We start from the raw sequence: 23,339 nt of genomic DNA on the forward strand, positions 1-23,339 counted from the left end.
TTAATAATCAAATTACACATTTCGTTATTCATTGCTCAACACATCTTATCATTCGTGTAAATAAGGAGGCAATACTTTGAAAAAACTCGCATTTGCATGTACGTTGACTTCAGGTGCGGCAGCCGTCGCTATGCTCAATCATCAAGATGCCGACGCGTCAACACAATACACAGTCCAATCTGGTGATTCACTTTGGTCCATCGCGCAAAAATATGGCACAACAGTTGATGCACTTAAGCAATCCAATCAATTACAAAACAACATGGTCTTCCCTGGCCAAGTCTTATCTATCGGGGGCGGTAGTGGTGCACAATCTTCTGCGACAGTACCGCAACAAACTGGAGGCACATACACTGTACAAGCTGGCGAATCTTTAAATGTCATTGCCACAAAATATGGTGTGTCTGTTCAAGATTTAATGCGTGCTAACGGATTAACGAACTACCTAATCCATCCTAACCAACAACTTCAAATCCCTGGTGGCAACGGTGGCAACACTGCACCAAAAACAGGTGGTGCTGGCGGTACAGGTAGTATCTCAACAAGCGGTCAATACAATACACCTACATTTAACCATCAAAACTTATACGACTGGGGTCAATGTACATATCATGTATTTGATCGTCGTGCACAAATCGGTCAACCTATTAGTACGTATTGGTGGAACGCTGATCATTGGGCAGCTAATGCCGCAGCAGATGGTTATACAGTAGACCATAATCCAACAACGGGTTCAATTATGCAAAACTTTGAAGGTCCTGTGGGTCACGTTGCTTTTGTTGAACGTGTGAACTATGATGGTAGTATTTTAATTTCAGAAATGAACTACAATACGCCACCAGGACAACAAGATTATCGTACAATCCCAGCATCAATTGCTTCATCATACAATTATATTCATTAATATTGTAAAAAGAGATTAACTAAGGTGTTTTCGTACATCATTAGTTAATCTTTTTTTTATTCCCCAATTAACGAAAATGCACATTGTGTTTTTATAGTTTGTCAAAGTCTGTGCGACGTTTGTGAGAAGCGCACCCTCTTTGCCAGAGCAACACGACGACACCTTTGTCACAAACAAGAACTTTGTACTATTCCCCAAAATAATTGGCATCAAAAAGAAGCCAAGACATACATCTCAGCTCCTTGCTTATATATTTATCGTTATAAGAATAAATTTAAAATGAAGTAAAAAGTACCGGCAATCAATGCAGAAATAGGTAAAGTAATCACCCATGTCACAATCATACGTTTCGCTGTATTCCAGTGCACACCTTTAATTCGATTCGATGAGCCCACACCGAGAATTGAAGATGAAACAACGTGTGTTGTTGACAATGGGAAATGTAACGATGATGCGACAAAGATTGTTAACGCTGATGCTAAGTCTGCTGACGCCCCATTTGCAGGACGGATTTTCATGATATTGCCACCGACTGTTTTAATGATTTTCCAACCACCGACTGCTGTACCTAAGCCCATTGCAGCAGCACAGGCTACTTTTACCCATAATGCTGGCTCGACACTTGTTTGCATATTCGCTACGATTAACGCCATTGTAATGATACCCATTGACTTTTGCGCATCATTCGTCCCGTGTGAGAACGACTGTAAAGACGCAGTGAAAATTTGAAAAATACGGAAGTTACGATTCGTACGTGTCAAATTCGCATTTCTAAATACACGTTTGACAAGCGTATACATGACAAAACCTACAACGAACGCAATCACAGGTGATAAAATTAAAACAAGCACGATTTTTGTAAAACCTTGATAGTGTAAGACATCAACTGACCCCGCAGAAGCAATCGCCGCACCAGCAATTGCACCGATTAACGCATGTGAAGACGAACTCGGTATACCGTAAAACCAAGTGACTAAATTCCACACAATTGCAGCTAATATCGCGGATAATACAACGATGAGACCATTGTCTAAAGTAAATGGATCCACAATTTCTTTTGTAATCGTTGAAGCCACACCTGTAAATGTCAAGGCACCAATAAAGTTCATAATGGCCGCTAAGAAAATGGCTTGCCTTGGTGTTAACGCACGCGTCGATACTGCTGTCGCTACGGCATTCGCTGTATCGTGAAAGCCATTAATAAAATCAAATAATAACGAAAAGATAATGATAGCTACTGTAATAAGCAACAAAAACTCCATAAATGAGGACTCCCTTAGCTATTTTTCATTATGATTGTTTCAAAATTATTCGCAACAGCTTGGCAGCGGTCAGCAATATTTTCTAAACTTTCATAAATGTCTTTGATCTTAATTAAAGTGACAGGGTCTGTTTCACTATTAAAGATATGTTTAATGGATTGACGTAAAATACCATCACAATTCGTTTCGTATTCTTTAATATTGATTGAGTGTACACGCATATGTGAAAGTTTTTTCTCTGTCATTAAGCCAATTGCTAATTTCATTTCCCCGATTGCTTTTTGAATATTATCTACAAACTCTAACATGTATTCATCTGTGTATTCTATTGAGTACATTTCAAACATAGCGGACGTTTCTTCCATCGCATCTAAGACGTCATCAATCGCATTACACAACGACATAATGTCTTCACGTTCAATTGGTGTAATAAATGTTTGATTGAGGTCTGTAATCACCTGATGCATCAATTCGTCACCATGTGATTCATACGTCTTCACGTTGTCGGCATAAGCTCGCAAATCTAAATGGGTGTTGAAATCCATTTTACCGAATTCAATTGCAGCTCGGTCTAAATTGAAAATCATATCCTCTAGACGCTCCATGAACTTATCCTTTTTCTTCCTAATCATGTTAAAATCCTCCATTCAGCGATTACCTAAATCACTATTGTAAAAGTTATGTTACTTTAATTATAAAATATTGTTAATCCTTTGTTAACTCAAAATATAACGTGCAGGCAACATCACCTTTTTAACTTTCAATTTTATTAGTGCTCAATGTTTTCACATTTTTTCATAATCCTATTCGAAAATAGCACATATTTAAAGAAGCTACAATTAAATTTACAAAACCTTAACATTTTATTTTGTGAAGATGTGAATTTCATCACTGGATAAGACTTTTCGGTGAGATGAAAGCATTATTTGTAGCGTATTTTGTAACTTTTCGATACAAAGCGCCTTGAATATGTCGCTTTTGTAAAATAATTAAAATCTCAGAAAATTGTTTTAAGCTTTTTACTGACTCATTTTTACATCACCACACGCTTTAACGTGATAATAAAAACTTATCATTGAGGTGATGTGATTCGGAAATTTTAAATTCACACTTAGTAGCATAGGTTCGCGTTTCTATGGACTTGCCTCCACTTAATTTAGCTACATCTGATTCGTTAGAAGTCTCGCCCATTTTTAGCAATTGAAAATCAAAGACAGCGAATGAATGAGGACAAACTTATGAATGAAGAAAACGAAACGTATCACAACAAAAAACCCCGTTAAATCTCAGTTTAACGAGGGTACGTTGCAATAGTAAAACCTAGGGTGACGGGATAAAAAGATGCATCTGGCTCAACCTGAACATCATCTTCCTCCCCCGCATTGCTATATCGAAAACTTAATCACACGTCTCGAATGATAATAAGCGAGCACTGCAAATATCAAATAAATGACCGCATAAACTGTCATCGCAAAAATAACAGGCGCAAAGTCCACACCATTCATCAATGTATTAAAGGCTCGTGCTGCAAAAAAGGCATGTCCTAAACCAATGATTAATGGTAATCCAAAGTTAAAAGCGATTTTCAATGCTAACCCTTTAAACATGTCTTGGTGTGTGTAACCCATTTTACGTAAAATTTGATAGTTTGCCATTTCATCTTCATTTTCATCCATTTGTTTAATGTAAATGATACATCCTGCTGCGATTAAAAAGGCAACACCTAAGAAGCCACTCACAAACAAGAACATACCTGAAAATGCCAATTGTTCTTTTTCTAATGATGTACGAGACTGTGGTAACATTTGATTGAATTGCTCATTCGCACTTTCAACTTTTACAACATCTTTCGCACTTTTTAAATCAAATCCCACTTGCGTAATCGGTGGATTGTCTTTATCTTTAATCTGCGTTGCTTTGAGCATCTCAAATGTTTTATGATCGATAATTCCTACAGATCGTCCCAAAGCTGCACGATACGATAACACATTGTATGGAGACGTTTCTGTAATTTCTAATGGCGCATGCTTTTCTTTACGTCCTAAATCGATTGTTACACCTTCATCTAATCCAATAAAAGTTTCTGATACTTTAAAGTAATTGACTAATGTGATTTCACCTGGATTTACATCCATTTTGTCAACTTCTGCATCACTAATAATTGGTAAGCTGTTAACATCTTTATGCAATGCTTTATCCGAATGGACAATTGGCACTTCGATGACATGTTGTACGACTTTATTATATGGAATATTTTTCGCATTTAAATACGCTTCAAGCTTTTGAGCCTCTCCTTCATTAATATACGTAAATTCATGAGGTGCTAAGCCATTTACATTATTTTCAATGTTTGCTTTACTAATCGTCGCAAAAGATAATAATGTAATCGTAATTGCTGAAATAATCCCAATTACTGTTAATGAGAAAGCGTTCTTTTTCATTCGGTGCATAATCGACGCAGTAAACACAACGTCTGTCACATTGACGTAACCGCGTTTGCTTCTTTTTAACGATTTAAAAATTAACGACACGGAACTTCTGAAAAAGAAGTACGCCCCTACAACAGTTAAAAAGAGTATTAAAAACGCAGAAATTAAGGTAAGTTCAATATTTTTGAGCATGATTGTCGATAAGTAATATCCTAATCCGATCATCGCAATGCCAAGAATTCCAAAAGTCATTTCTGCCTTGGTCATATTCGCTTGTGTCGCTTCACTTTGCTGCACATCATACATCAGTTGAATAATCGAACGACGCTTAATGAATATGAAACTTTGCACCATAATTAAGATGAATGAAATGACCACCAAAATCATCGTCACTGTGAGCGCTGCGGGTTCAAATAAAATTTTAATATCTAGCGGAATTTGAGCTGTTTTTTTAACAATCAGCAGCAACAAACGCGAACCAAACAATCCTAGAAGCAATCCGATGACTGTTGTTCCGATAAAGATAATCGCTTGTTCTAACATCATCATGCGCATTAAATCTTTACGTGATAAACCGATGAGTTGAAACAGCGCAAAACTTTTCGTCCGGCGTTTAATAAATAGACGATTTGCATACATTAAAAAAATGATAATAATCACAAATAAAAACTTTTCACCGATTCCTGCACTTGAATTTAACAGTTTCGCGTTTTCTCCATTTGCAATGCTATCGGTATATTTTAAAGTTACAAAACTAAAATAAAGTGCGATACTGAGCATTAAAGAAAACAAGTAAATCCCATAATGTCTTAAGTTTTGTTTAAAATTTTTGAGGACAATCGCACTAAAACGCATGTTTCACACCGCCCAATACGCTCTGGTTGTGAATGATTTCTTGATAAAATTGTGAAACAGGTTGATCGCCTTGGAATAACTCCGTATGAATTTGACCATCTTTTAACATAATGACACGATTCGCATAACTTGCCGCAACTGGATCATGTGTTACCATGACAATTGTCGTTTTCATTTGTTGGTTAATCGTTTCTAAACGTTTCAATAAGTCTTGTGCGCTTTTAGAGTCGAGTGCACCAGTTGGTTCGTCTGCAAATACAATCGCGGGTTTACTTATTAATGCACGGGCTGCTGCGGTACGTTGTTTTTGTCCTCCCGAAATCTCGTCAGGATATTTGCTTCCGATTTCAGTAATCCCTAACGCCTCTGTCACTTCTTGATAACGCATTTCCGCTTCTTGACGACTGAGTTTCGTAATCGAGAGCGGCAACATAATATTTTCTCGAACTGTTAAAGTATGCAACACATTGTAATCTTGGAAAATGAATCCGACATCTTTTTTTCTAAAGTAAGATAATTGTTTATTAGACATTCTCGTAATATCTTGGCCGTTAATTTCAATTGTCCCTCTTGTCACATTATCGATAGAACTAATGACGTTTAACAAAGTTGTCTTCCCCGATCCTGAAGGCCCCATAATCGCCACAAATCCCCCTTTTTCCACTGTGAAATGGATATCCTTTAATGCTTCATATGATTGCTTTTTATTGCCATATATTTTACTCACGTGACTCACTTTTAAAATAGACACGTTGAACACTCCTTTACGATGAATTGATACTTTTATTTTAGCGAACAACAACCATAAAAGCGTGCGAATCACGTGACAAAACGCATGTCTCATGTGACAGTTTTGTCACTTCGACATGCGTGCGATGTAATCGTTTTGTTTTGAAAACTGTATCGTGACCGTCGTACCTTCACCAACTTGAGACGTGACATCGATATCAAATCCGAGTGCTTCACGGACTGTTTCCACTAAATAAAGCCCCATGCCAGAAGAGGTTTGTACATGCGGGCCATTTTGCGCTGCGAAACCACGCTGAAAAATACGCGGCATATCGTGTTGTGCAATCCCTGCGCCGTAATCACGAATATGTAACTTTACATTGCCGTTTTCAATCGATTGATACACGTCAATATCCGCTTGCGTAGAATACTTAATCGCATTTGAAATAATTTGACGAATGACCATACGCATCCATCGCTTATCCGTGTACACCGTCGTATTTTCAGAAATATCTACGTTAAAGCCAATCCTTTTGTGCATGGCGATATGACGGGTCTGTCGTATTTCATCAATGACAAGTTCACGCAATGTCACTTTTTCAAAATACATGTCATGTGCTTGATGATGAAGACGTGCTAAAAATAAGTGTTGGTCCAACATATAGTCAACGCGCGACCATTCATACATGAGCTGCTGTTTTCTCACATGATGTTCTTCTTTTTCAATCAATAACTTGAGCGCCGTCACAGGTGTTTTAATATCGTGAATAAATTCCGTCATACTCTGTTCATTGAGGTCAATGCGGTGTTGCTGTTCGCCTATCGATTGCTGTAGCTGCATCATCTTTGTTTCTAAATAATGCAGTGTTACTTTTTCAAAAGGCGTTTCTGCAAGTTGGTTTTTTTGGAAGACTTCAATCTCTTCAAAAGTCTCTAAATGCATATAAAACCGTGTTTCTTTTAAAAATATACGAATCAAAAAGAACACGCTGATAATCCACTTGATCCCGATGACATACCACAAATTGCGATAAGGAATGTCATCATCTAAAAACCCAAAACACAACATAATGATATCAAAAACGACAAACATTAAAATCCAGGCGATACGCTCTCTCAAGAAATATAAAAACCATCTAGACGTTGTCATGTGCAATATATCCCTTTCCAACTTTTGTTTCGATGACTGACGGCATCCCCATCGCTGCCAACTTTTTACGTAAACGATTTACATTGACCGTTAATGTATTATCACTCACAAACGCTTCGTCATCCCAGAGCGCTGTCATTAAGTCTTCTCTCGCCACAATCTCATTTTTATGTTGTAGCAGCACTTCTAAAATCAGCATTTCAGTTTTGGATAAATACGTCACATGATCTTGCTTGGTCACCGTTCCTTTAGACCAATCGACGACAGCCTCTTGCCAAATCATTGTTCGACGTTCTTGTTGATTGTATTGATACACACGTCGAAAAATCGCTTGAAGTTTCGCAATGAGTACGGGCATATGAAACGGCTTTTGAACATAATCATCGGCACCAATTTCCATGCTCATCACTTGATCCATTGGACTATCACGAGACGAAATGAAAATGATAGGCACACTTGAATGTTGACGAATTTGGCGTGTCCAATAAAAACCATCAAATTTCGGCAACGTAATATCCATTAAAATCATATGCGGTTCATGTTCGAGATAAGTTTGGAGCACGGCATCAAAATCGCGGACTTTAATCACATTAAAATTCCAACTGGCTAATGCTTCAGTAATTTGTTGACATAAAGTTTGATCATCTTCTACAAGGAGTATATCCATTTTCATCAGTCCTTTGTATAACGTAAGTCCTCTCCATTTTGTTTACGATATTGAAAATGACGAATGCGACATTTCGTATCAAAACCACGCAACATCATTTGAATCAACGGCACTTGAACGAAATATGCGATCGGCCAGAGTGCGCTTGGAATAAAATTAAAAACATGTGCAATCACAAAATCAAATTGACGAATGTAACGAAACTCAATTTGCATGCACTTGCCTTGATTTAATCGTGCTAAACGTCCTTTTGTCATTACCAATCGATATAAATCTTTATCTATCATTTCAAGTTCTAATTGCATCCATAACTGTTGACTATTTTTGCGATACACTTTGAATTGTTGGCCTTCTTGTTCAACCGTAACCCTCGTGCCCGGTGTTATCGTAAGCCATATACGCAATTGTTGTATCCATTGCGCTAAATTCCATGTTTGTGGTCTCGGGATATGGTGTGCAATACGAATATCATTGTATTTTGATGTTTGAAATTCAACAGAAATATGCGGCCGTTTAACAACATGCTCAGTCGTTCTAATAGGGACACCATAAGCCCCGAGTTGTTTCACGGTCTCCTCATCAAATTGACTCCCGCGCACATAAATAATTTCTTTCACTTGCTGCTTTGCTGCTGCACGCCCAAAATTATCTGCTGCGATTAAATTTAAATCTTTCGCTAAGGCACGGGTCAATTTGGCTGAATGCTTCGTCGGATCTAAAAAGTAGACCGCAATATCCATTCCTTCCATTGCACGTAACACATCAGCATAATGATAAATATCACCTTTAATCACTGTAGTATCAGCGTGTGACTGACTTTTAGGATATTGTGAAATAGTATGTAGTGTCGTCGTATCACGCAATTCTTTGATTAAGCTTTTGCCGATATAGCCGGTACCTCCAGCTAACAACACATGCGGTTTCATAAAAAGCTCCTTTCTCACTTTATTATCAATCTATAATCCGTTTTTCAAAACTCAATTCATCATGTTAGAAATTTCCTATATTTATTAAATTAAGATACAATAAGCTTATGACAATTCCAACAACGTGTCCTATGATTATGTACTGAATGGAGGTGTAGGTATGACGATTACAATAAGAGAAGTCAGTATCAATGATGTGGAAGCATTGACTACACTGATGCAACAAGTTTTTGAAGAATCAGAATACATGCTTTATGATCCGGGTGAATATATGCCTTCATTAGAAAACGCGATTTCACATATCGAAACTGTCATTACTTCGCCCCATCTCACCATCCTCGTCGCAGAAAATGAACATCAATTAGTCGGTTATTTGACGGTCACAACTCAAAAGCTCCGTCGCGTTGAACACGAAGTAGAAATTTCTATGGCGGTATTACGTCAATTCCAAGGCTTAGGTATCGGGTTTGATTTAATTCAACATTGTAAAAACTGGTGTCGGGAACACGGCATCACTAGAATTGCATTAACTGTTGTCACTGAAAATAAAACAGCCATTCACCTCTACAAACGGGCTGGATTTAAAGTTGAAGGTGAAATGCGTCACACTTTAAAAATTCAAGGTCAGTATTATAATGAGCTTATGATGGCTTATTTATTAAATGATGAGACAACTGTGTGACGTTGATATGTTTAGTGTACCATTTCCAATAGCGAATCACTAAATTCATTGTTAATCCATTTAAGATTTTTGATGAATTAAGATCATTTCATATCCGACAAAACATAGGCAACAGGCTGGGAAGCTTAATATCCCACCCCCTTGCCTTTATACATATGCAGAGAAAGAGGCTGGGTGTTAATTTGATCCCAACCTCTTTCTCTGCATTTGATGTATATGGATACTACTGAATCAATTGAGCACAGCCGCCAGCCATTTATTGAACTACATCTCATACGGATTTAAATTAATTTCTGTATGAATATCATCTTTCACTTCGGTATTCACTTGTGTATTCGCCGTGTTTCGACTTAAAAAGCTCAATACTTGTTGAATATTCTCTTTAGACTCTGGCTTCTGTAAATGAAATTGATATTGATGTTTTAATTGATGTGAACCGTCAAAGAAAAAGCGTTCTACAACGACCCCTTTCTTTTCTAGTGCATCAGCAAAAGAAACATTTTGGCTCATAAATGGATCCGCATCGCCCACTGACAAATAAGTAGCTGGGAAATCAGACGTAATTTGATTTTTCGTTGACATTTCAGCAATATTTTTAAATCGTGTTTCCCAATGTTTCACGCCTGTATAACTTCTCATAAATAAATCAATTCTTGGAAATTCAGTCGAACGTACGGTTTGCATATCGTAAAAACCACCAAAGAAAATAGCTGCTTTCAATTGTTCTGGCTTAAATTGCTGTTCAAATCTCATATCAGCACGCAATTGTGCATTCGTTTGAATCGCTGTAAACTGACTGTTAATTTGTGCGCCCGCAGAATCCCCACCGATAATCACTTCATCTAAATTAATCGGTAACTCTTGCTCGTGCGCCTTAATAAAACGAACTGCATTGTTCATTTGAATGAGGGGTGTCGGATATTGATATTCCGGTGCCAACGCATAATTGACATTCACCACAACATAACCGCGCTCTACAATTTGCGCCAATAAAGGGTTTTTATATTGCTTATCCCCTGCAATAAAGCCACCGCCGTGCGCCCAAAAAATGACTGGCAATTTGTCATCAGCATTCACATGTTTCGGCATTAAAATATCTAGTTGACTGTTTGGAAGTCCTTCCATATATGTAATATTTTCAAAAGCTGAAACATTTTTGTTTTGAATCGAAACTTTATTCTCAGCCTCTTTTGATGCATGAGAACCAAAAAAATAGCCGGCTATGAGACCGGCTATAACAATAAGAATAATGATGGTAATCAAAATCCATCTTTTTCTACGATTTGTCATTCCAATCTTTCCTTTCGGAAAAATTGTAACATATCCTATTAATTAAGCAATGAATTTCTTATCTTGTGATTTTCTATAGAAGTACTTCACGACTACTGCAACAACGATAAATAGACCGATAACCCCCATCATTGGATAAACGACAGCGATTAAACCTTCAAAGCCTACGAAACTCAATGCATAAGCTAATGGGACGATAATAGAAATCATTAAATAATAACGCTTCGTATAAGGTGACGTAAAACGTGCAGCGAATGAATAAGATAAACCTAAAATTGTATTATACATGACCGCTAACATCACGATAGAAAGTACAAATGTTAAAATAGGTGAAATTTTCCCAGCTAAAACTAATGTAGGAATCGCTGCATCTTTAATCTCTGTATATTCAGAATGAAGCGCAAAGTTGATTAAGCCTAATAGCACAAGATAAACCACACCACCGATTAAGCCGCCTAAACCTGAAACTAATCGTTTAGATGCGTCACCACCGATAGCTACAAGCGTACTAAAACCAACTGCGAAAGCTAAACCACCATAGTTAAAACCATTCCAAATCGCGATACCTAAATTCGGCTTTTCTACTACACTGTTAATTTTTGAAAATGGAATAGATCCTTGGAATAATGATGCTGCGGCAATCAGTACTACTAACACAATCAGTACCGGTGTCACAACACCTAATGCACGCACAATCTTATTGAAGTCCATTAATAACGTAATATAAACGATAATACACATGATCAATGCACCAAGCCATGTCGGCACGCCGAAACTTTCATTAAATGTTGAACCTGCACCTGCAATCATCGTAATCGTTACAGCATACAATGATAAAATTAAAACGTAATCAATCACAAGTCCAAGTTTTTTACCAAATAAATACTCTAGTGTTGATTCATGGTTTTCTGCGTCAAACGCTGTTCCGATTTTCGCAACTTGACGACCGATAAACGTCAAGATTAACCCCGAAATCACCACACCTATATAGGAATAAATACCGAACTGACTAAAAAATTGCAGTACTTCTTGGCCTGTAGAGAAGCCGGCACCGACCACTACCCCTACATAGGCAAAAGCTATCTTTATAGCTTCACTATATTTTTTCATACTGTTTTGACCTCCTCGTTAGCAAAACACGTTAAACATTAAAACATATTCATTCATTAATTTCAAATTCCATCCAGTTTTAAAAACGTCTGTATCCCTTGATACAACAGCGTTCACGATGTCATCAAATTCATTTATACGCTATTTTTTATACCCTTTATCGAATAAACAAACGCTATAATGTATTGCTTTTGTATTTTTATTCATATTCAAAGGGAAATCAAGGTCAATTTCTTATAAGAATGCAAAAAAACATGGAAAAATTGTATTAATTTTCATCATGACACTTGAATTCATTACTTTGTAGCACGGGGTTTATCAGAATTTCATTTTAATTGTAACATTATACATAACTAAACAGAAATATTAATTTTAAAAAAATGAAGTACATTTGATTTAAAAACAAGACCGACTTTCTATCCTTAGCCTTGTCTATTAAAATGTCCATACATAAGAAAAACATACTAAGAAATCTTCATTTCCTAGCCCTTAAAAAGACGATATCATCATTGTTCTGTTGATTGTGAAACAGCTTCTTGTAATTTCTTTTCTTTAGAAGCGTTTGTTAATCTAAACGCGAAGAAAATACCTATTACAATCAATACAATTGCGAAAATATAAGCACTGTGCATCCCCATCGTCATCGCTTTGTTAACAATATCTTGTGTCACATGTTCGTGTTTTGAGATTTCGTTATTTTGTACACCAGAAACGATACCTACAAACACCGCAATACCTGTTGCCCCTGCAATCGGTTGTAGGACGTTAAAAATCGCTGTGCCGTGTGGATACTTATCTTGCGGTAAAGCATTTAAACCATTCGTACTTGCTGGCATCATAATAGAAGCAATGCCGACCATGAGTACAATATAAGCAATTACAAAGGCATAAACTGGAATACCTGGATGAATGGTTGTGTAGAATATCGCTACTACCAAAAGTAAAAACAAACCAGGAATAACCATTTTACGTGGTCCAAATTTGTCAAACAATCCTCCCATAAATGGTGAGAGTAATCCATTCAACAAAGCACCTGGTAATAAAATAAGGCCTGCAACTTTAGCAGAGAAACCCATAGGTCCTTGTAAATACATTGGCATCACAATTTCAGATGCAAACATACTCATCATCACAATCACAAAAATAATCATCCCTTTACGGAAATTGTGATAGTGCAACACGCGAAAATCTAAAATAGGTTCCTCTAAAATAAACTGTCGACGGATAAAAGCGATAATACTGATGAGTCCAATAACGAGTGGTACGGCGATTTGCCAATTCAATAAGCCGCCAGCTACCGAACTCACTTTAGACACACTGAAAATCAACCCTGTAATGCCGACCGTTGAAAGAATAATTGACAGTACATCGATTTTAGGTCGTGTGACTTCTCCCACATTTTTTAAGAAAATAAATGCAAATACAAATGTAAATAACATAAACGGAATGACGCTAAAAAACAACCAACGCCACCCTAAATAGTCAACAATAACACCTGATAAAGTCGGCCCGAGTGCAGGTGCGAACATGATAATCAGTCCAAATGTCCCCATGACACGCCCTCTCACTGACTCATCAAATAAAAGTAGCATCGCATTCATAATAAGCGGAATCATCAAGCCAGTCCCCATTGCTTGGATCATTCGTCCTGTTAATAACATCGGAAAATTCACAGCAAAACCTGCTACGAATGAACCTGTTGTAAAAATGACGAGTAGCCCTAAAAATAATCGTCTTGTCGTAAACCATTGGATAATTAACGCAGATAGTGGTGAAACAATTCCCATGACCATCATAAAACCACTAGCCATCCACTGCACGGTCGTTCTCGAAATATCAAAGTAATGCATCAGCTCTTGTAATGCAATATTCAATAGTGTTTCATTTAAAATCATGAAAAAAGCACCAATAAGAAATACCGTCATAATAATTTTTGAATAACTTTTGTTCTCCATAATTTAACTCCCTCTTTTTTCGAACTTGTTTATTATACACAAATCGACAATAAATAGATACATATACAACTTTCTTTTCAATTTCATTAAAATATCAGCATTATATTTAAAATTGCACAACTTATATTCCCGTATTGCGCAGTTCTCAAAACCACTTCACTCATGTATCCCTATTTTTTGAACAAGCAGAGCAATAGGTGCGCAGAATCTGTCCCCTTTTGTTTTAACTCAATGCAAAAAACCATCCAATGCTTGAATCACATCGAATGGTTATTATTCAAAAATTATGCATCTTTATAATGACTTAACTGGTCAAAGTCAACAACGACTTGATCCATACGTTTAGCTGTATCTTTCAATACATTACGCGCGACTTTATTGCTCGGATCAAGTTTTAAAATTTGTTTCGAAACTTCGAAAGCTTTTTTATCAGAAATCACAGGTTCCGGAAGTGCATGTAACAATAACATTTGTAACAAGCTCTTCACCTCTTTACCCTTCGTCAAATCTATAGAAGATTCGGCATGATAATACGCGGCCTCGATTGCACCTGGAACGTCACTTAAAGGGTATACGAGTAATAGAAAAGCTAAGTCGTGGATTTCAGTTGTTTCTGCTTCTTTAATCATGTACAACAAACACGTGTAGTACATGACACTTTCATTTTCATATGCACTGGAAATATAGGCTTCTTCAAATTCTAAAAAATCAGTGGCAGACATTAAATTTTTCACTGCATCAAATTCGCCGTTTAAGACATGTCTCTTTATTAAATCTTGCATGGCTCGTCCTCCTGAATGTGCCATAGTCCAATCACTTTCATCTTAACATACTTGCTAAAAGAATACAGATTGGCGAATCACATTAAGTCCAATTTTATCAAATTTTTTAATACAATGAACATTTTAACATATTTTATAGAAATATACTTCAATCTTGAGGCTGAAATTATACAGAACGTGTGCGATACATCAAATATAAGAAATATGGCGCACCAATCACAGCAACGATTAACCCGGTAGGTAAGCCACTCGGTTGTAAGAGTATTTTTCCAAGCGTATCTGCAACAACGAGTAATAATGCCCCTATGATAATAGCTATCGGTAAGAAAAGCTGATGTCTCGGACCGACGATAGATTTCGCGATGTGCGGGCCCATTAAACCGATGAAACCTATTGCACCGGCAACAGCGACTGCAACACTTGAAAGCGTCACGGCTACTAAAACTAAAATGAAGCGTTCTTTATTGAGTCGAATGCCCAATGCTTTAGACACTGTATCGTTCGTATTTAAAATGTTAAGTGTTTCAGACTTGATGAATAAAAATGGCACTAAAACGATGAGCCATGGTAAAAAGGCAAACACAAACGGCCATGTATCGCCCCATATATTTCCGGCTAGCCAAGTTGCAATAAATTCAGATTGCTCCTTATTAAAGGTCGCCATAATCGTGAGCGCCGCACCAGATAATGCAGTGGCCATTCCGACACCGATCAGCACCATACTTGCCGGAGAAAGCCCTTTATCGCCTTGGTAGCTTAATATAAAAATGGCGAGTGCTGTTCCTAAGCCCCCCAACATACTGACGATAGGTAAAACATAGACAAATTGATCAGCGTGTATTTGACCTAAAGAGACGAATAACGCGATAGCAAAACCACTTCCTGCATTGATGCCTAAAATTCCGGGTTCTGCGAGAGGATTTTTAGTAACACTTTGTAATACAGCACCACTCATACTTAAAGCAATACCCGCTAACAACGTAATGACAACACGTGGCAAACGAAAGTCAATTAATATAAGTCGATCTGCCGCATCACCTTGTCCTAGAAATGTTTGAATAATTTGACCGTACGACATTGCATATTCACCCGTCGTTAAATTCCATACGATTGCGAGCATTAAAAGTATGAGTGTACTAATGAATGTCAACTGCTGCTTTCGTTTTAAACCCGGATGAATCATAGTGTACGTCCTCCTTTACGAATCAAATAGAAAAAGTAAGGGACACCGATAAAGGAGATAACGGCGCTCATTGGCGCTTCACCTAACAGTCTTGCCACGAGATCCGAACCTAAAACGAGCGTACCACCTACTACTGCAGTCATTGGAAGGACTTTCATGTAATCCGTACCGACCCAAGAACGTACGATATGCGGGACGATGAGACCGACAAATGCAACCTGACCGACCATCGCTACAGAAACTCCTGCCAGTAGCATCGATAAAATTAAAGCGACTGTGCGGACCATCTTTATATTTTGACCGAGTCCTACAGCTAACGCATCGCCCAAACTCAAAATCGTCAACTGTCGACTCATCAATATCAATAAAATTAAAGTCACTAAAATAATCGGCACACTGATTTGAATTTGCTGCCAATTTGTGCCTGACACACCACCTGCGCTCCAAAAGTTAATGGCTTGATTGAGACGAAAAATGAGCGCCACACCTTGACTGAGTGCCGTTAACAGCGCACTGACAGCAGCACCAGCTAAAATCAGACGCATTGGGTTAAAACCATCTCGTCTCGACGCACCAATCGTCATCACAATCGCGCCACCTAGCATCGCCCCGATAAAACCAGCAATAATATGCGCAATAAATGACGCCCCTGGAAACAGTGCGAAAGTGAGCGCTAAAGCAAAAGCAGCCCCAGCATTTAAACCAATTAAGCCGGGGTCTGCAAGTCCATTTTTAGAGACACCTTGAATAACGGCACCCGCTGTTGCAAGTGCCATCCCTACAAGCACAGCACAGATATTTCGAGGGATTCGAACTTCTGAAATCACATTGTGTGCTTGGATTTTCGGATTATAATGAAAAATCGCTTCAAAAATGGTACTTAAATTCACATGCGCTTCACCTAATAAAGTCGCAATAATAAATACAATACATAGTACGATAACGGCACAGATAAATTGTACCGCATCACTCCACTTCATGTTCACTCTTTTTTTCAACATGTTCTATACTCCGTTAATTCAACCTTTAAGCTTTTTCATAATGTTTACACAACAGGTTGTAGGTCACGAGCATCGGTTTACCTGTACGTGGATCTGTACTTAACTCTGCATCAATATTAAATACGCGTTCTAAAATTTCATTCGTCAGTACTTCATGCGTATCACCTTGTTTAATAATAGCGCCATCTTTCATTGCGATAAGGTGATCTGAAAAACGAATTGCTTGATTAATATCGTGTAATACCATAATAATTGTCGTGCCATGTTCAGCATTCAGTTCTTGTACAAGTTCTAAAATTTCAAGTTGGTGTGAAATATCTAAATACGTTGTTGGTTCATCAAGAAAAATAATGTCTGTCTTTTGTGCGAGCGCCATCGCAATCCAAACACGTTGGCGTTGCCCACCACTTAAATCATTGACTGCACGATGCTTAAAATCTATCGTTCCTGTCACACGCATCGCCCAATCAATCGCTTTTTTATCTTCTTCATTCAAGCGACCAAAGCCCTTTTGATGTGGGAAGCGACCATAAGAAACAAGCTCTCCAGCCGTTAAACCATCCGCCACATCTGGAGACTGAGGTAAAATCGCTATTTTTTTAGCTATTTCTTTTGTTGACTGGACATGAATATTTTTGCCGTCTAAATAAATTTCACCACTTTTTGTATTTAATAATCGAGAAAGTGCTTTTAATAATGTTGATTTGCCACAGCCATTTGGCCCAATAATTGACGTAATGGCACCATCTGGAATTGCGACATCTAAATTATCAACAATGACACGGTCACCGTACCCAATTGTGACCTCTTTACCTGTTAATCTACTCATCGTCATCCTTCTTTCTTAAAACGATTACGCCCTAGGACACTATCCATCACGTGATTAAGGCGTTACTGTTTCCACTCACCACGAATCGTGAGCTTTTCATTCCCTAATATTGCGAAATCTATATACATTTTATGCAATTGATAATCATTATCATGTTTATGCCAAGTATATCATCATTTATCAAAAATTTCTAACTCAAAATAATCTCAATTAAACTTCATCCATATCCTTATGTATACGCATGTATCTAAAAATTTTGATTCACTCGTAGTCAAAAACAATTTCAAACTTCTTTTCTGCCCAGATTACACATAAAAAAGAAGCTGAGACATCATGATATGATATGCTCAACCCTTCTTTTTAATTTTAATCTTCTACTAAAAATCCATTACCATAGACGTCACGCACGTCATGCACGACTACAAACGCACTATGGTCAATTTTACGAATTAACCGCTTCGTCCGTGACAATTGCGTTTTACTAATTACGGCATAAAGCACATCCGTTTCTTGTTTGGAGAAATAACCACGCCCATTTAAAATCGTCACACCTCTACCGATATCTTCATCAATCATTTTAGCGATGCGGTCAGGTTCTTTTGAAATAATCGTCACTGCCTTTTTAGGATTTAAACCTTCAATAACGAAATCCATCACTTTTGTACCGATATATAAACTGATCACGGTGAACAGTGCGCGATCTAATGGAATCACTGTCAATGAAATCAACACGACAATTAAATCAAAAAAGAGCAATGCATAAGGTGTACTGACATCTAAATACTTATTCGCTATACGTGCCAAAATGGTCGTTCCAGCTGTCGTACCACCGGCTAAAACGATAATACCAATACCTAAACCGACTGAAAACCCACCGAACACAGCATTAATGATGACATCATCTGATTTGACTTGCCAAGTATGTGTTAAACTTAAAAATACAGAAATTAATATTGTAGCGACAATCGTTAAATACATACTTCTTTTACTTAAAAATTTGTAACCAATCGCAATCAATACCGCATTAACGACAAAGTTAATGATGGCAGGCGACCAATGAAACGCATAATAAAGTACGATAGCGAGACCTGTCACACCACCTTCCCCGAGATCACCGGCGATAACAAATGCATTAACCCCCGCTGAAAAAATAAATGCGCCAACGATAACTAGTAACAAATCTCTTATTGTTCTGCTCACCCAATGATTCCTCCCATTCTTTTATATCATTTCTAACTCGTCATAAGCCATACTATCACAACTTTGTAACAAAGCGAAACCCTTGACTGACAACTCTTTTCAGCAGTCGCAAAATAAAATTTTAAATTTCTGAATATTTCGTTTACTTTTGGCGAGAATATGTGTATAATAGAAACTACCTTATTTGTTGCTAGTCATCTAGTCAACAAGAGGCCATCTCCTTTGTGTTTTTAATAGTACAAGAGATTTTTTGCTCGAGATTGATATCATGCTCGAATATCAATCAAAATTATTCATTTCCCGTCTAAGGCAGTTCAGCATCAGCTGGGCTGCTCTATTTTTATTCACACTTCTCCTAACGCATGTCATTGAAAGTGTCTTGCCAACATAAGAAAGAGGCTCAGACATCATTGAGTCCAAACCCCTAGTTCCTATATTCAAAAACGTTGTGATTCATTCACAAGCGGTTGATTTTACCACGCGAATAAACCTACGAAACCAGCTGTTAATAACGATACTAAAATACCTGCTAATAACATCATTGGTACATATTTAGATACAAAGTCAGATGTTTTTTCATTCACAATACCTTTTAACGTACCGATAATCATACCGATTGTTGAGAAGTTTGCAAATGAGATTAAGAATGTTGAAATGACTGCACGACGGTGAGGTGCGTAATCATTCACTTCTCCTGCGATTTGACCCATAACAACAAATTCATTCGTTACAATTTTCTTCGCCATATTTTGTGCAACTAACCATGCCTCATCTAATGGTAAACCAAGTAATAATGCGAATGGATACATGAATACACCTAAAATTTGGTCAAGACCGAAGCTACCTTTTGCATTGAATAAGTGACCAATGCCACCAGTAACTAAGTGAATTAAACGGTCTGCTAATTCTGCTAATGCGACGAAACTGATAACGAAAGCGATAATGATTAATACTAATTTACCAGCATTTAGCACAGAGTCACCAAGGAATGAGAAGAATGGTTGACGTGCTTCATTTGCGCGTAAATCGTAAATCACATCTTCGTCTACTTCAACTTTCACAGGGTTTAAAATAGAAGCAACGATCATCGCGTTGACAATGTTTAACGGAATCGCTGTCAATACTAATTCACCTGGAATCATTGTCACATAAGCACCAACAATCGCACCAGAAACCGAACTCATCGACATCATGGCTAATGTCAGCACACGTGTTTCTTTCATTCGTTTTAATTGTTCACTTGAAACCGCAAGTGCTTCAGTATTTCCTAAGAACATCATTTCAATACCGAAGAATGCCTCGAATTTAGGTTGACGTGTAATTTTAGCAAGTACCCAACCAATTCCGCGCATAATCCATGGCAAAATACGTAAATACATCAAGATATCAAAAAGTGGCACAACTAATAAAATCGGGAATAGCGCCGCTACTGCCATGTCCAATTGTTTTGGCGCTGTGAAGCTATGGAATGCAAAGCCAATCCCCGTAAACGCTGCATCAATAACCCAAGAAATCCCTTCAGCAGCCTTTTTAACAAATAAAGTACCAGCTGGGAAATACACAAAAAACCATGCCAAAATCAAGTTAAGGACAACAAGTGTCGCAATAGAAGCCCATTGAATGTTTTTACGGTCACGTGAGAATAAAAATGCAACCCCTAAAAAGACAAACAACCCAATAATGTTAATAATCAAATACATAAGGAGATACCTTTTACCTTTCAACTGTTTTTTAACAACATTAGTATACCACGACGTTTACATACTGAGAATATATTTTTTCAGTCTCATTTAAGTTCAATTCATCTCAACACGATGTGCATGAGTCCGTTTTTAATTTGTCACTTTAAAATGTTTAGATTGAAATTCGATATTTTTTCACATTTGATATCAAAAAGTTATTGCTTACAAATGAAAACAGGATTATTCTATAGTTAAGTGAAAATGATTATCATTAACGATAAGTAGGTGTGCGTATGTTACATATTGGAAATGCTAAGATCGGAAAACAATATCGTGTCAAAGCTTTAGATACAGACAATGTCCATTTAAAACATCGTCTACGAGCTCTAGGTTGTGTAGAAGGATGTCAAATTTCTGTCCATCAAAAAGGATTATTCAAAGGACCTTGTACATTAAAAGTGAACGGCCAACATATTTGTATTCGTAACTGTGATGCTTGCGAGATTAGATTGGAGTATGCTTATGAGTAATGCATATTGTATTTTAGGGAATCCGAACGTAGGAAAAACATCCCTTTTCAACGCTCTAACCGGTTCATATGAATATGTCGGAAACTGGAGCGGTGTCACAGTAGACAAAAAGGTCGGTCAACTTAAGAAAAATTCTGGTCATTTAATCGACTTACCTGGAATTTACGACTTAGTTCCCATTTCCCGTGATGAAACCGTCGTAACCGATTATTTACTGCATGAAAAATTCGACGGCATGATCAATATTATCGATGCAGCTCAAATTAAACGCAATTTTAATTTAACTGTACAATTGTTAGAGTATGGCGCGCCATTGCTCATCGGTCTGAACATGATTGACGTGGCTCATAAGCGCGGAATTCGGATTGATCATCAACGTTTAATGCGTCAATTGCATATTCCGATTATACCTGTTATTGCACGTACCGGTAAAGGGAGCGATGAAGTGCTCAATGCCCTTGCTGACCGTCATGTTTCTAGACAACGACCTTTAAAAATCCATTATGGTGATGACGTTGAAAATTTATTAACACAACTTGTCAAAGCATTACCTACCACACTTTCATTAGCACAGCGCCATTACCGTTTTTTAACCATTCAATATTTACTTAATAATCCAGCTGTATTGCGATATTTAGATGAAGAAACGCTACAACAGTTTGAGACATTGACGGCACAGTTTAAACAGTTCAATACGCTCGACCTTGAACAACATATTTTGACATGTCGGCAACAGTATATTGACATCATGCTTGCTGAAATTGTGACTTATCCTGAGGCAGAGCGCCAACATTTGACTGAACGAATCGATGCGTTGCTCACACATAAAATACTGGGTATCCCTATCTTTTTAGGAATGATGTGGCTCATCTTTCAACTGACGTTTACTTGGATTGGGACACCGCTTTCTGACCAGTTGGATGCATTTTTCGGAGGTCCTTTAACCGATCAAACGGTCAATATTATGGATAAGCTCGGTATTTATCCTGCCCTTCAAGACTTGGTGACAGACGGTATTATTGCGGGTGTTGGCGGTGTACTCGTGTTCATTCCACAAATTTTAGTGCTGTTCTTCTTCATTTCATTATTAGAAGATTCAGGTTATATGGCGCGTATTGCAGTGATTATGGACCGGTTGATGGAAAAATTCGGCCTTAACGGCAAGTCATTTATTCCGATGATAATCGGTTTTGGTTGTAACGTACCAGGTATTATGGCGGCGCGCAGTATCGAAGAAGAAAAAGAAAGGCTGACGACCATTTTAATTGCACCGTTCATGTCATGTTCTGCGCGACTTCCAGTATATGGGTTGTTCGTAGCGATTTTCTTCGCACAACATCAAGCACTTGTCGTGTTAAGTCTATACGTATTAGGCATTGTTGTTGCGTTACTCGTGAGCTGGTTACTATCTAAAACAGTGCTAAAAAAAGATACATCTATTTTTGTCATAGAGTTACCACCATATCGATTACCTTCAATTAAAACATTATGGCGTAGTACTTGGGAAAAAGGAAAAGGGTTCGTTAAAAAAGCAGGTACATTTATTTTTGCAGGTTCTGTTGTGATTTGGTCACTCAATTACACGGGCCCATCTGGTATGGATGTCCCTATCGACCAAAGTTTCTTACACATGATTGGTGCGGCTATTGCACCACTGATTACACCACTTGGATTCAGTTCATGGCAAACCGCTGCGACACTCATTCCTGGATTTTTAGCGAAAGAAGTTATCATTAGTTCCATGGCCATTATTTTTGCGGTCAGTGAAGAGAGTCTCGTCGCTACTGTATCAACACATTTCACAGCACTCTCTGCCTATTCATTCATGGTTTTTATTTTACTTTACACCCCATGTTTAGCGACAGTGGCTGCGATACGTAAAGAAACCCTTTCATGGAAATGGACGATGCTTGCTGTGACGTACCCCTTTGTCATTGCATACGTGTTGTCATTGCTAGTCTATCAAATCGGTTCGCACTTTATATAGGAGGCGTTGAAATTGACGTTATTCATTAATTTATTACTGATTGCATTGATATTAGGTTATGCAACTTGGGTAATGCTTAGTTTTTTCAAAAAGTCGAAGCAAGGAAAATGTAGTGCATGTGAAAGTAGTAAGGGTTGTCCGACTGAAAGTTTACCGAAACATTTGAAGTGATGGGCCCTACCCACA

The 23,339-nt window shown here is 37.7% G+C and carries 21 protein-coding genes; 5 read left to right on the forward strand and 16 right to left on the reverse strand.

Annotation, left to right across the window (positions count from 1 at the left end; genetic code table 11):
• Positions 1-76 precede the first annotated feature (76 nt).
• On the forward strand, positions 77-904 hold the full coding sequence (locus P3U61_RS10035) for a LysM peptidoglycan-binding domain-containing protein (RefSeq protein WP_014614596.1): 828 nt from the start codon (positions 77-79) through the stop codon (positions 902-904).
• A 260-nt stretch (positions 905-1,164) separates the two neighbouring features.
• Here the strand turns inward: P3U61_RS10035 and P3U61_RS10040 are convergent, their stop codons facing one another.
• The 7 genes from P3U61_RS10040 to P3U61_RS10070 form a co-directional block, all read right to left on the reverse strand.
• On the reverse strand, positions 1,165-2,166 hold the full coding sequence (locus P3U61_RS10040) for an inorganic phosphate transporter (protein ID WP_014614597.1): 1,002 nt from the start codon (positions 2,164-2,166) through the stop codon (positions 1,165-1,167).
• Positions 2,167-2,180: 14 nt separating this feature from the next.
• Positions 2,181-2,798 carry a DUF47 domain-containing protein gene (locus P3U61_RS10045; RefSeq protein ID WP_014614598.1) on the reverse strand — a complete coding sequence of 206 codons (618 nt, stop codon included), beginning with the start codon at positions 2,796-2,798 and terminating at the stop codon, positions 2,181-2,183.
• Between the two features lie 753 nt (positions 2,799-3,551).
• A complete protein-coding gene (locus P3U61_RS10050) occupies positions 3,552-5,450 on the reverse strand; it encodes an FtsX-like permease family protein (RefSeq protein ID WP_063278883.1) in 1,899 nt (632 codons plus the stop codon).
• Entirely contained in the window at positions 5,440-6,201 is a 762-nt protein-coding gene (locus P3U61_RS10055; RefSeq protein WP_014614600.1) for an ABC transporter ATP-binding protein, read from the reverse strand. The genes P3U61_RS10050 and P3U61_RS10055 overlap by 11 nt, the downstream gene beginning before the upstream one ends.
• Positions 6,202-6,306: 105 nt before the next feature.
• Entirely contained in the window at positions 6,307-7,329 is a 1,023-nt protein-coding gene (locus P3U61_RS10060) for a sensor histidine kinase (protein ID WP_014614601.1), read from the reverse strand.
• The gene (locus P3U61_RS10065; RefSeq protein ID WP_014614602.1) at positions 7,316-7,996 is read right to left on the reverse strand and encodes a response regulator transcription factor; all 681 of its coding nucleotides are present in this window, start codon (positions 7,994-7,996) and stop codon (positions 7,316-7,318) included. The genes P3U61_RS10060 and P3U61_RS10065 overlap by 14 nt, the downstream gene beginning before the upstream one ends.
• 5 nt (positions 7,997-8,001) lie before the next feature.
• A complete protein-coding gene (locus tag P3U61_RS10070; protein WP_014614603.1) occupies positions 8,002-8,922 on the reverse strand; it encodes an NAD(P)H-binding protein in 921 nt (306 codons plus the stop codon).
• A gap of 160 nt (positions 8,923-9,082) precedes the next feature.
• Between P3U61_RS10070 and P3U61_RS10075 the strand changes: the two genes are divergently transcribed.
• Positions 9,083-9,604 carry a GNAT family N-acetyltransferase gene (locus P3U61_RS10075; protein ID WP_020220153.1) on the forward strand — a complete coding sequence of 174 codons (522 nt, stop codon included), beginning with the start codon at positions 9,083-9,085 and terminating at the stop codon, positions 9,602-9,604.
• A 264-nt stretch (positions 9,605-9,868) separates the two neighbouring features.
• Here the strand turns inward: P3U61_RS10075 and P3U61_RS10080 are convergent, their stop codons facing one another.
• The 9 genes from P3U61_RS10080 to P3U61_RS10120 form a co-directional block, all read right to left on the reverse strand.
• Positions 9,869-10,894 (reverse strand): alpha/beta hydrolase, encoded by a 1,026-nt coding sequence (locus P3U61_RS10080; RefSeq protein ID WP_014614605.1) that lies wholly within the window; start codon positions 10,892-10,894, stop codon positions 9,869-9,871.
• Positions 10,895-10,936: 42 nt separating this feature from the next.
• Positions 10,937-12,004, reverse strand: coding sequence for a YkvI family membrane protein (locus P3U61_RS10085; protein ID WP_020220154.1), 1,068 nt, complete (start codon positions 12,002-12,004; stop codon positions 10,937-10,939).
• A 506-nt stretch (positions 12,005-12,510) separates the two neighbouring features.
• Complete coding sequence (locus P3U61_RS10090) at positions 12,511-13,959, reverse strand: MDR family MFS transporter (protein WP_014614607.1); 1,449 nt, start codon at positions 13,957-13,959, stop codon at positions 12,511-12,513.
• Between the two features lie 284 nt (positions 13,960-14,243).
• On the reverse strand, positions 14,244-14,741 hold the full coding sequence (locus P3U61_RS10095; RefSeq protein ID WP_014614608.1) for a hypothetical protein: 498 nt from the start codon (positions 14,739-14,741) through the stop codon (positions 14,244-14,246).
• Between the two features lie 166 nt (positions 14,742-14,907).
• Entirely contained in the window at positions 14,908-15,924 is a 1,017-nt protein-coding gene (locus P3U61_RS10100) for a FecCD family ABC transporter permease (RefSeq protein ID WP_063278880.1), read from the reverse strand.
• A complete protein-coding gene (locus tag P3U61_RS10105) occupies positions 15,921-16,925 on the reverse strand; it encodes a FecCD family ABC transporter permease (protein WP_096636580.1) in 1,005 nt (334 codons plus the stop codon). Before P3U61_RS10105 ends, P3U61_RS10100 begins: the two co-directional genes overlap by 4 nt.
• Positions 16,926-16,950: 25 nt before the next feature.
• Positions 16,951-17,754 carry an ABC transporter ATP-binding protein gene (locus P3U61_RS10110; protein WP_014614611.1) on the reverse strand — a complete coding sequence of 268 codons (804 nt, stop codon included), beginning with the start codon at positions 17,752-17,754 and terminating at the stop codon, positions 16,951-16,953.
• Positions 17,755-18,120: 366 nt separating this feature from the next.
• Positions 18,121-18,954, reverse strand: coding sequence for a YitT family protein (locus P3U61_RS10115; protein WP_096636579.1), 834 nt, complete (start codon positions 18,952-18,954; stop codon positions 18,121-18,123).
• Positions 18,955-19,427: 473 nt separating this feature from the next.
• A complete protein-coding gene (locus tag P3U61_RS10120) occupies positions 19,428-20,654 on the reverse strand; it encodes a NupC/NupG family nucleoside CNT transporter (RefSeq protein ID WP_020220157.1) in 1,227 nt (408 codons plus the stop codon).
• A gap of 275 nt (positions 20,655-20,929) precedes the next feature.
• Here P3U61_RS10120 and P3U61_RS10125 point away from each other — a divergent pair, with 275 nt between their 5' ends.
• From P3U61_RS10125 to P3U61_RS10135, 3 genes are read left to right on the forward strand one after another with little or no spacing between them, the layout of a single operon-like run.
• A complete protein-coding gene (locus tag P3U61_RS10125; protein WP_096636578.1) occupies positions 20,930-21,166 on the forward strand; it encodes a FeoA family protein in 237 nt (78 codons plus the stop codon).
• Positions 21,159-23,153 carry a ferrous iron transport protein B gene (feoB, locus tag P3U61_RS10130; RefSeq protein WP_096636577.1) on the forward strand — a complete coding sequence of 665 codons (1,995 nt, stop codon included), beginning with the start codon at positions 21,159-21,161 and terminating at the stop codon, positions 23,151-23,153. Before P3U61_RS10125 ends, feoB begins: the two co-directional genes overlap by 8 nt.
• Positions 23,154-23,165: 12 nt before the next feature.
• A complete protein-coding gene (locus tag P3U61_RS10135; protein WP_096636576.1) occupies positions 23,166-23,324 on the forward strand; it encodes a FeoB-associated Cys-rich membrane protein in 159 nt (52 codons plus the stop codon).
• The last annotated feature ends 15 nt before the right edge of the window (positions 23,325-23,339 follow it).

This window comes from Staphylococcus pseudintermedius, assembly GCF_034042775.1.
GTDB classification, from domain to species: Bacteria; Bacillota; Bacilli; order Staphylococcales; family Staphylococcaceae; genus Staphylococcus; species Staphylococcus pseudintermedius.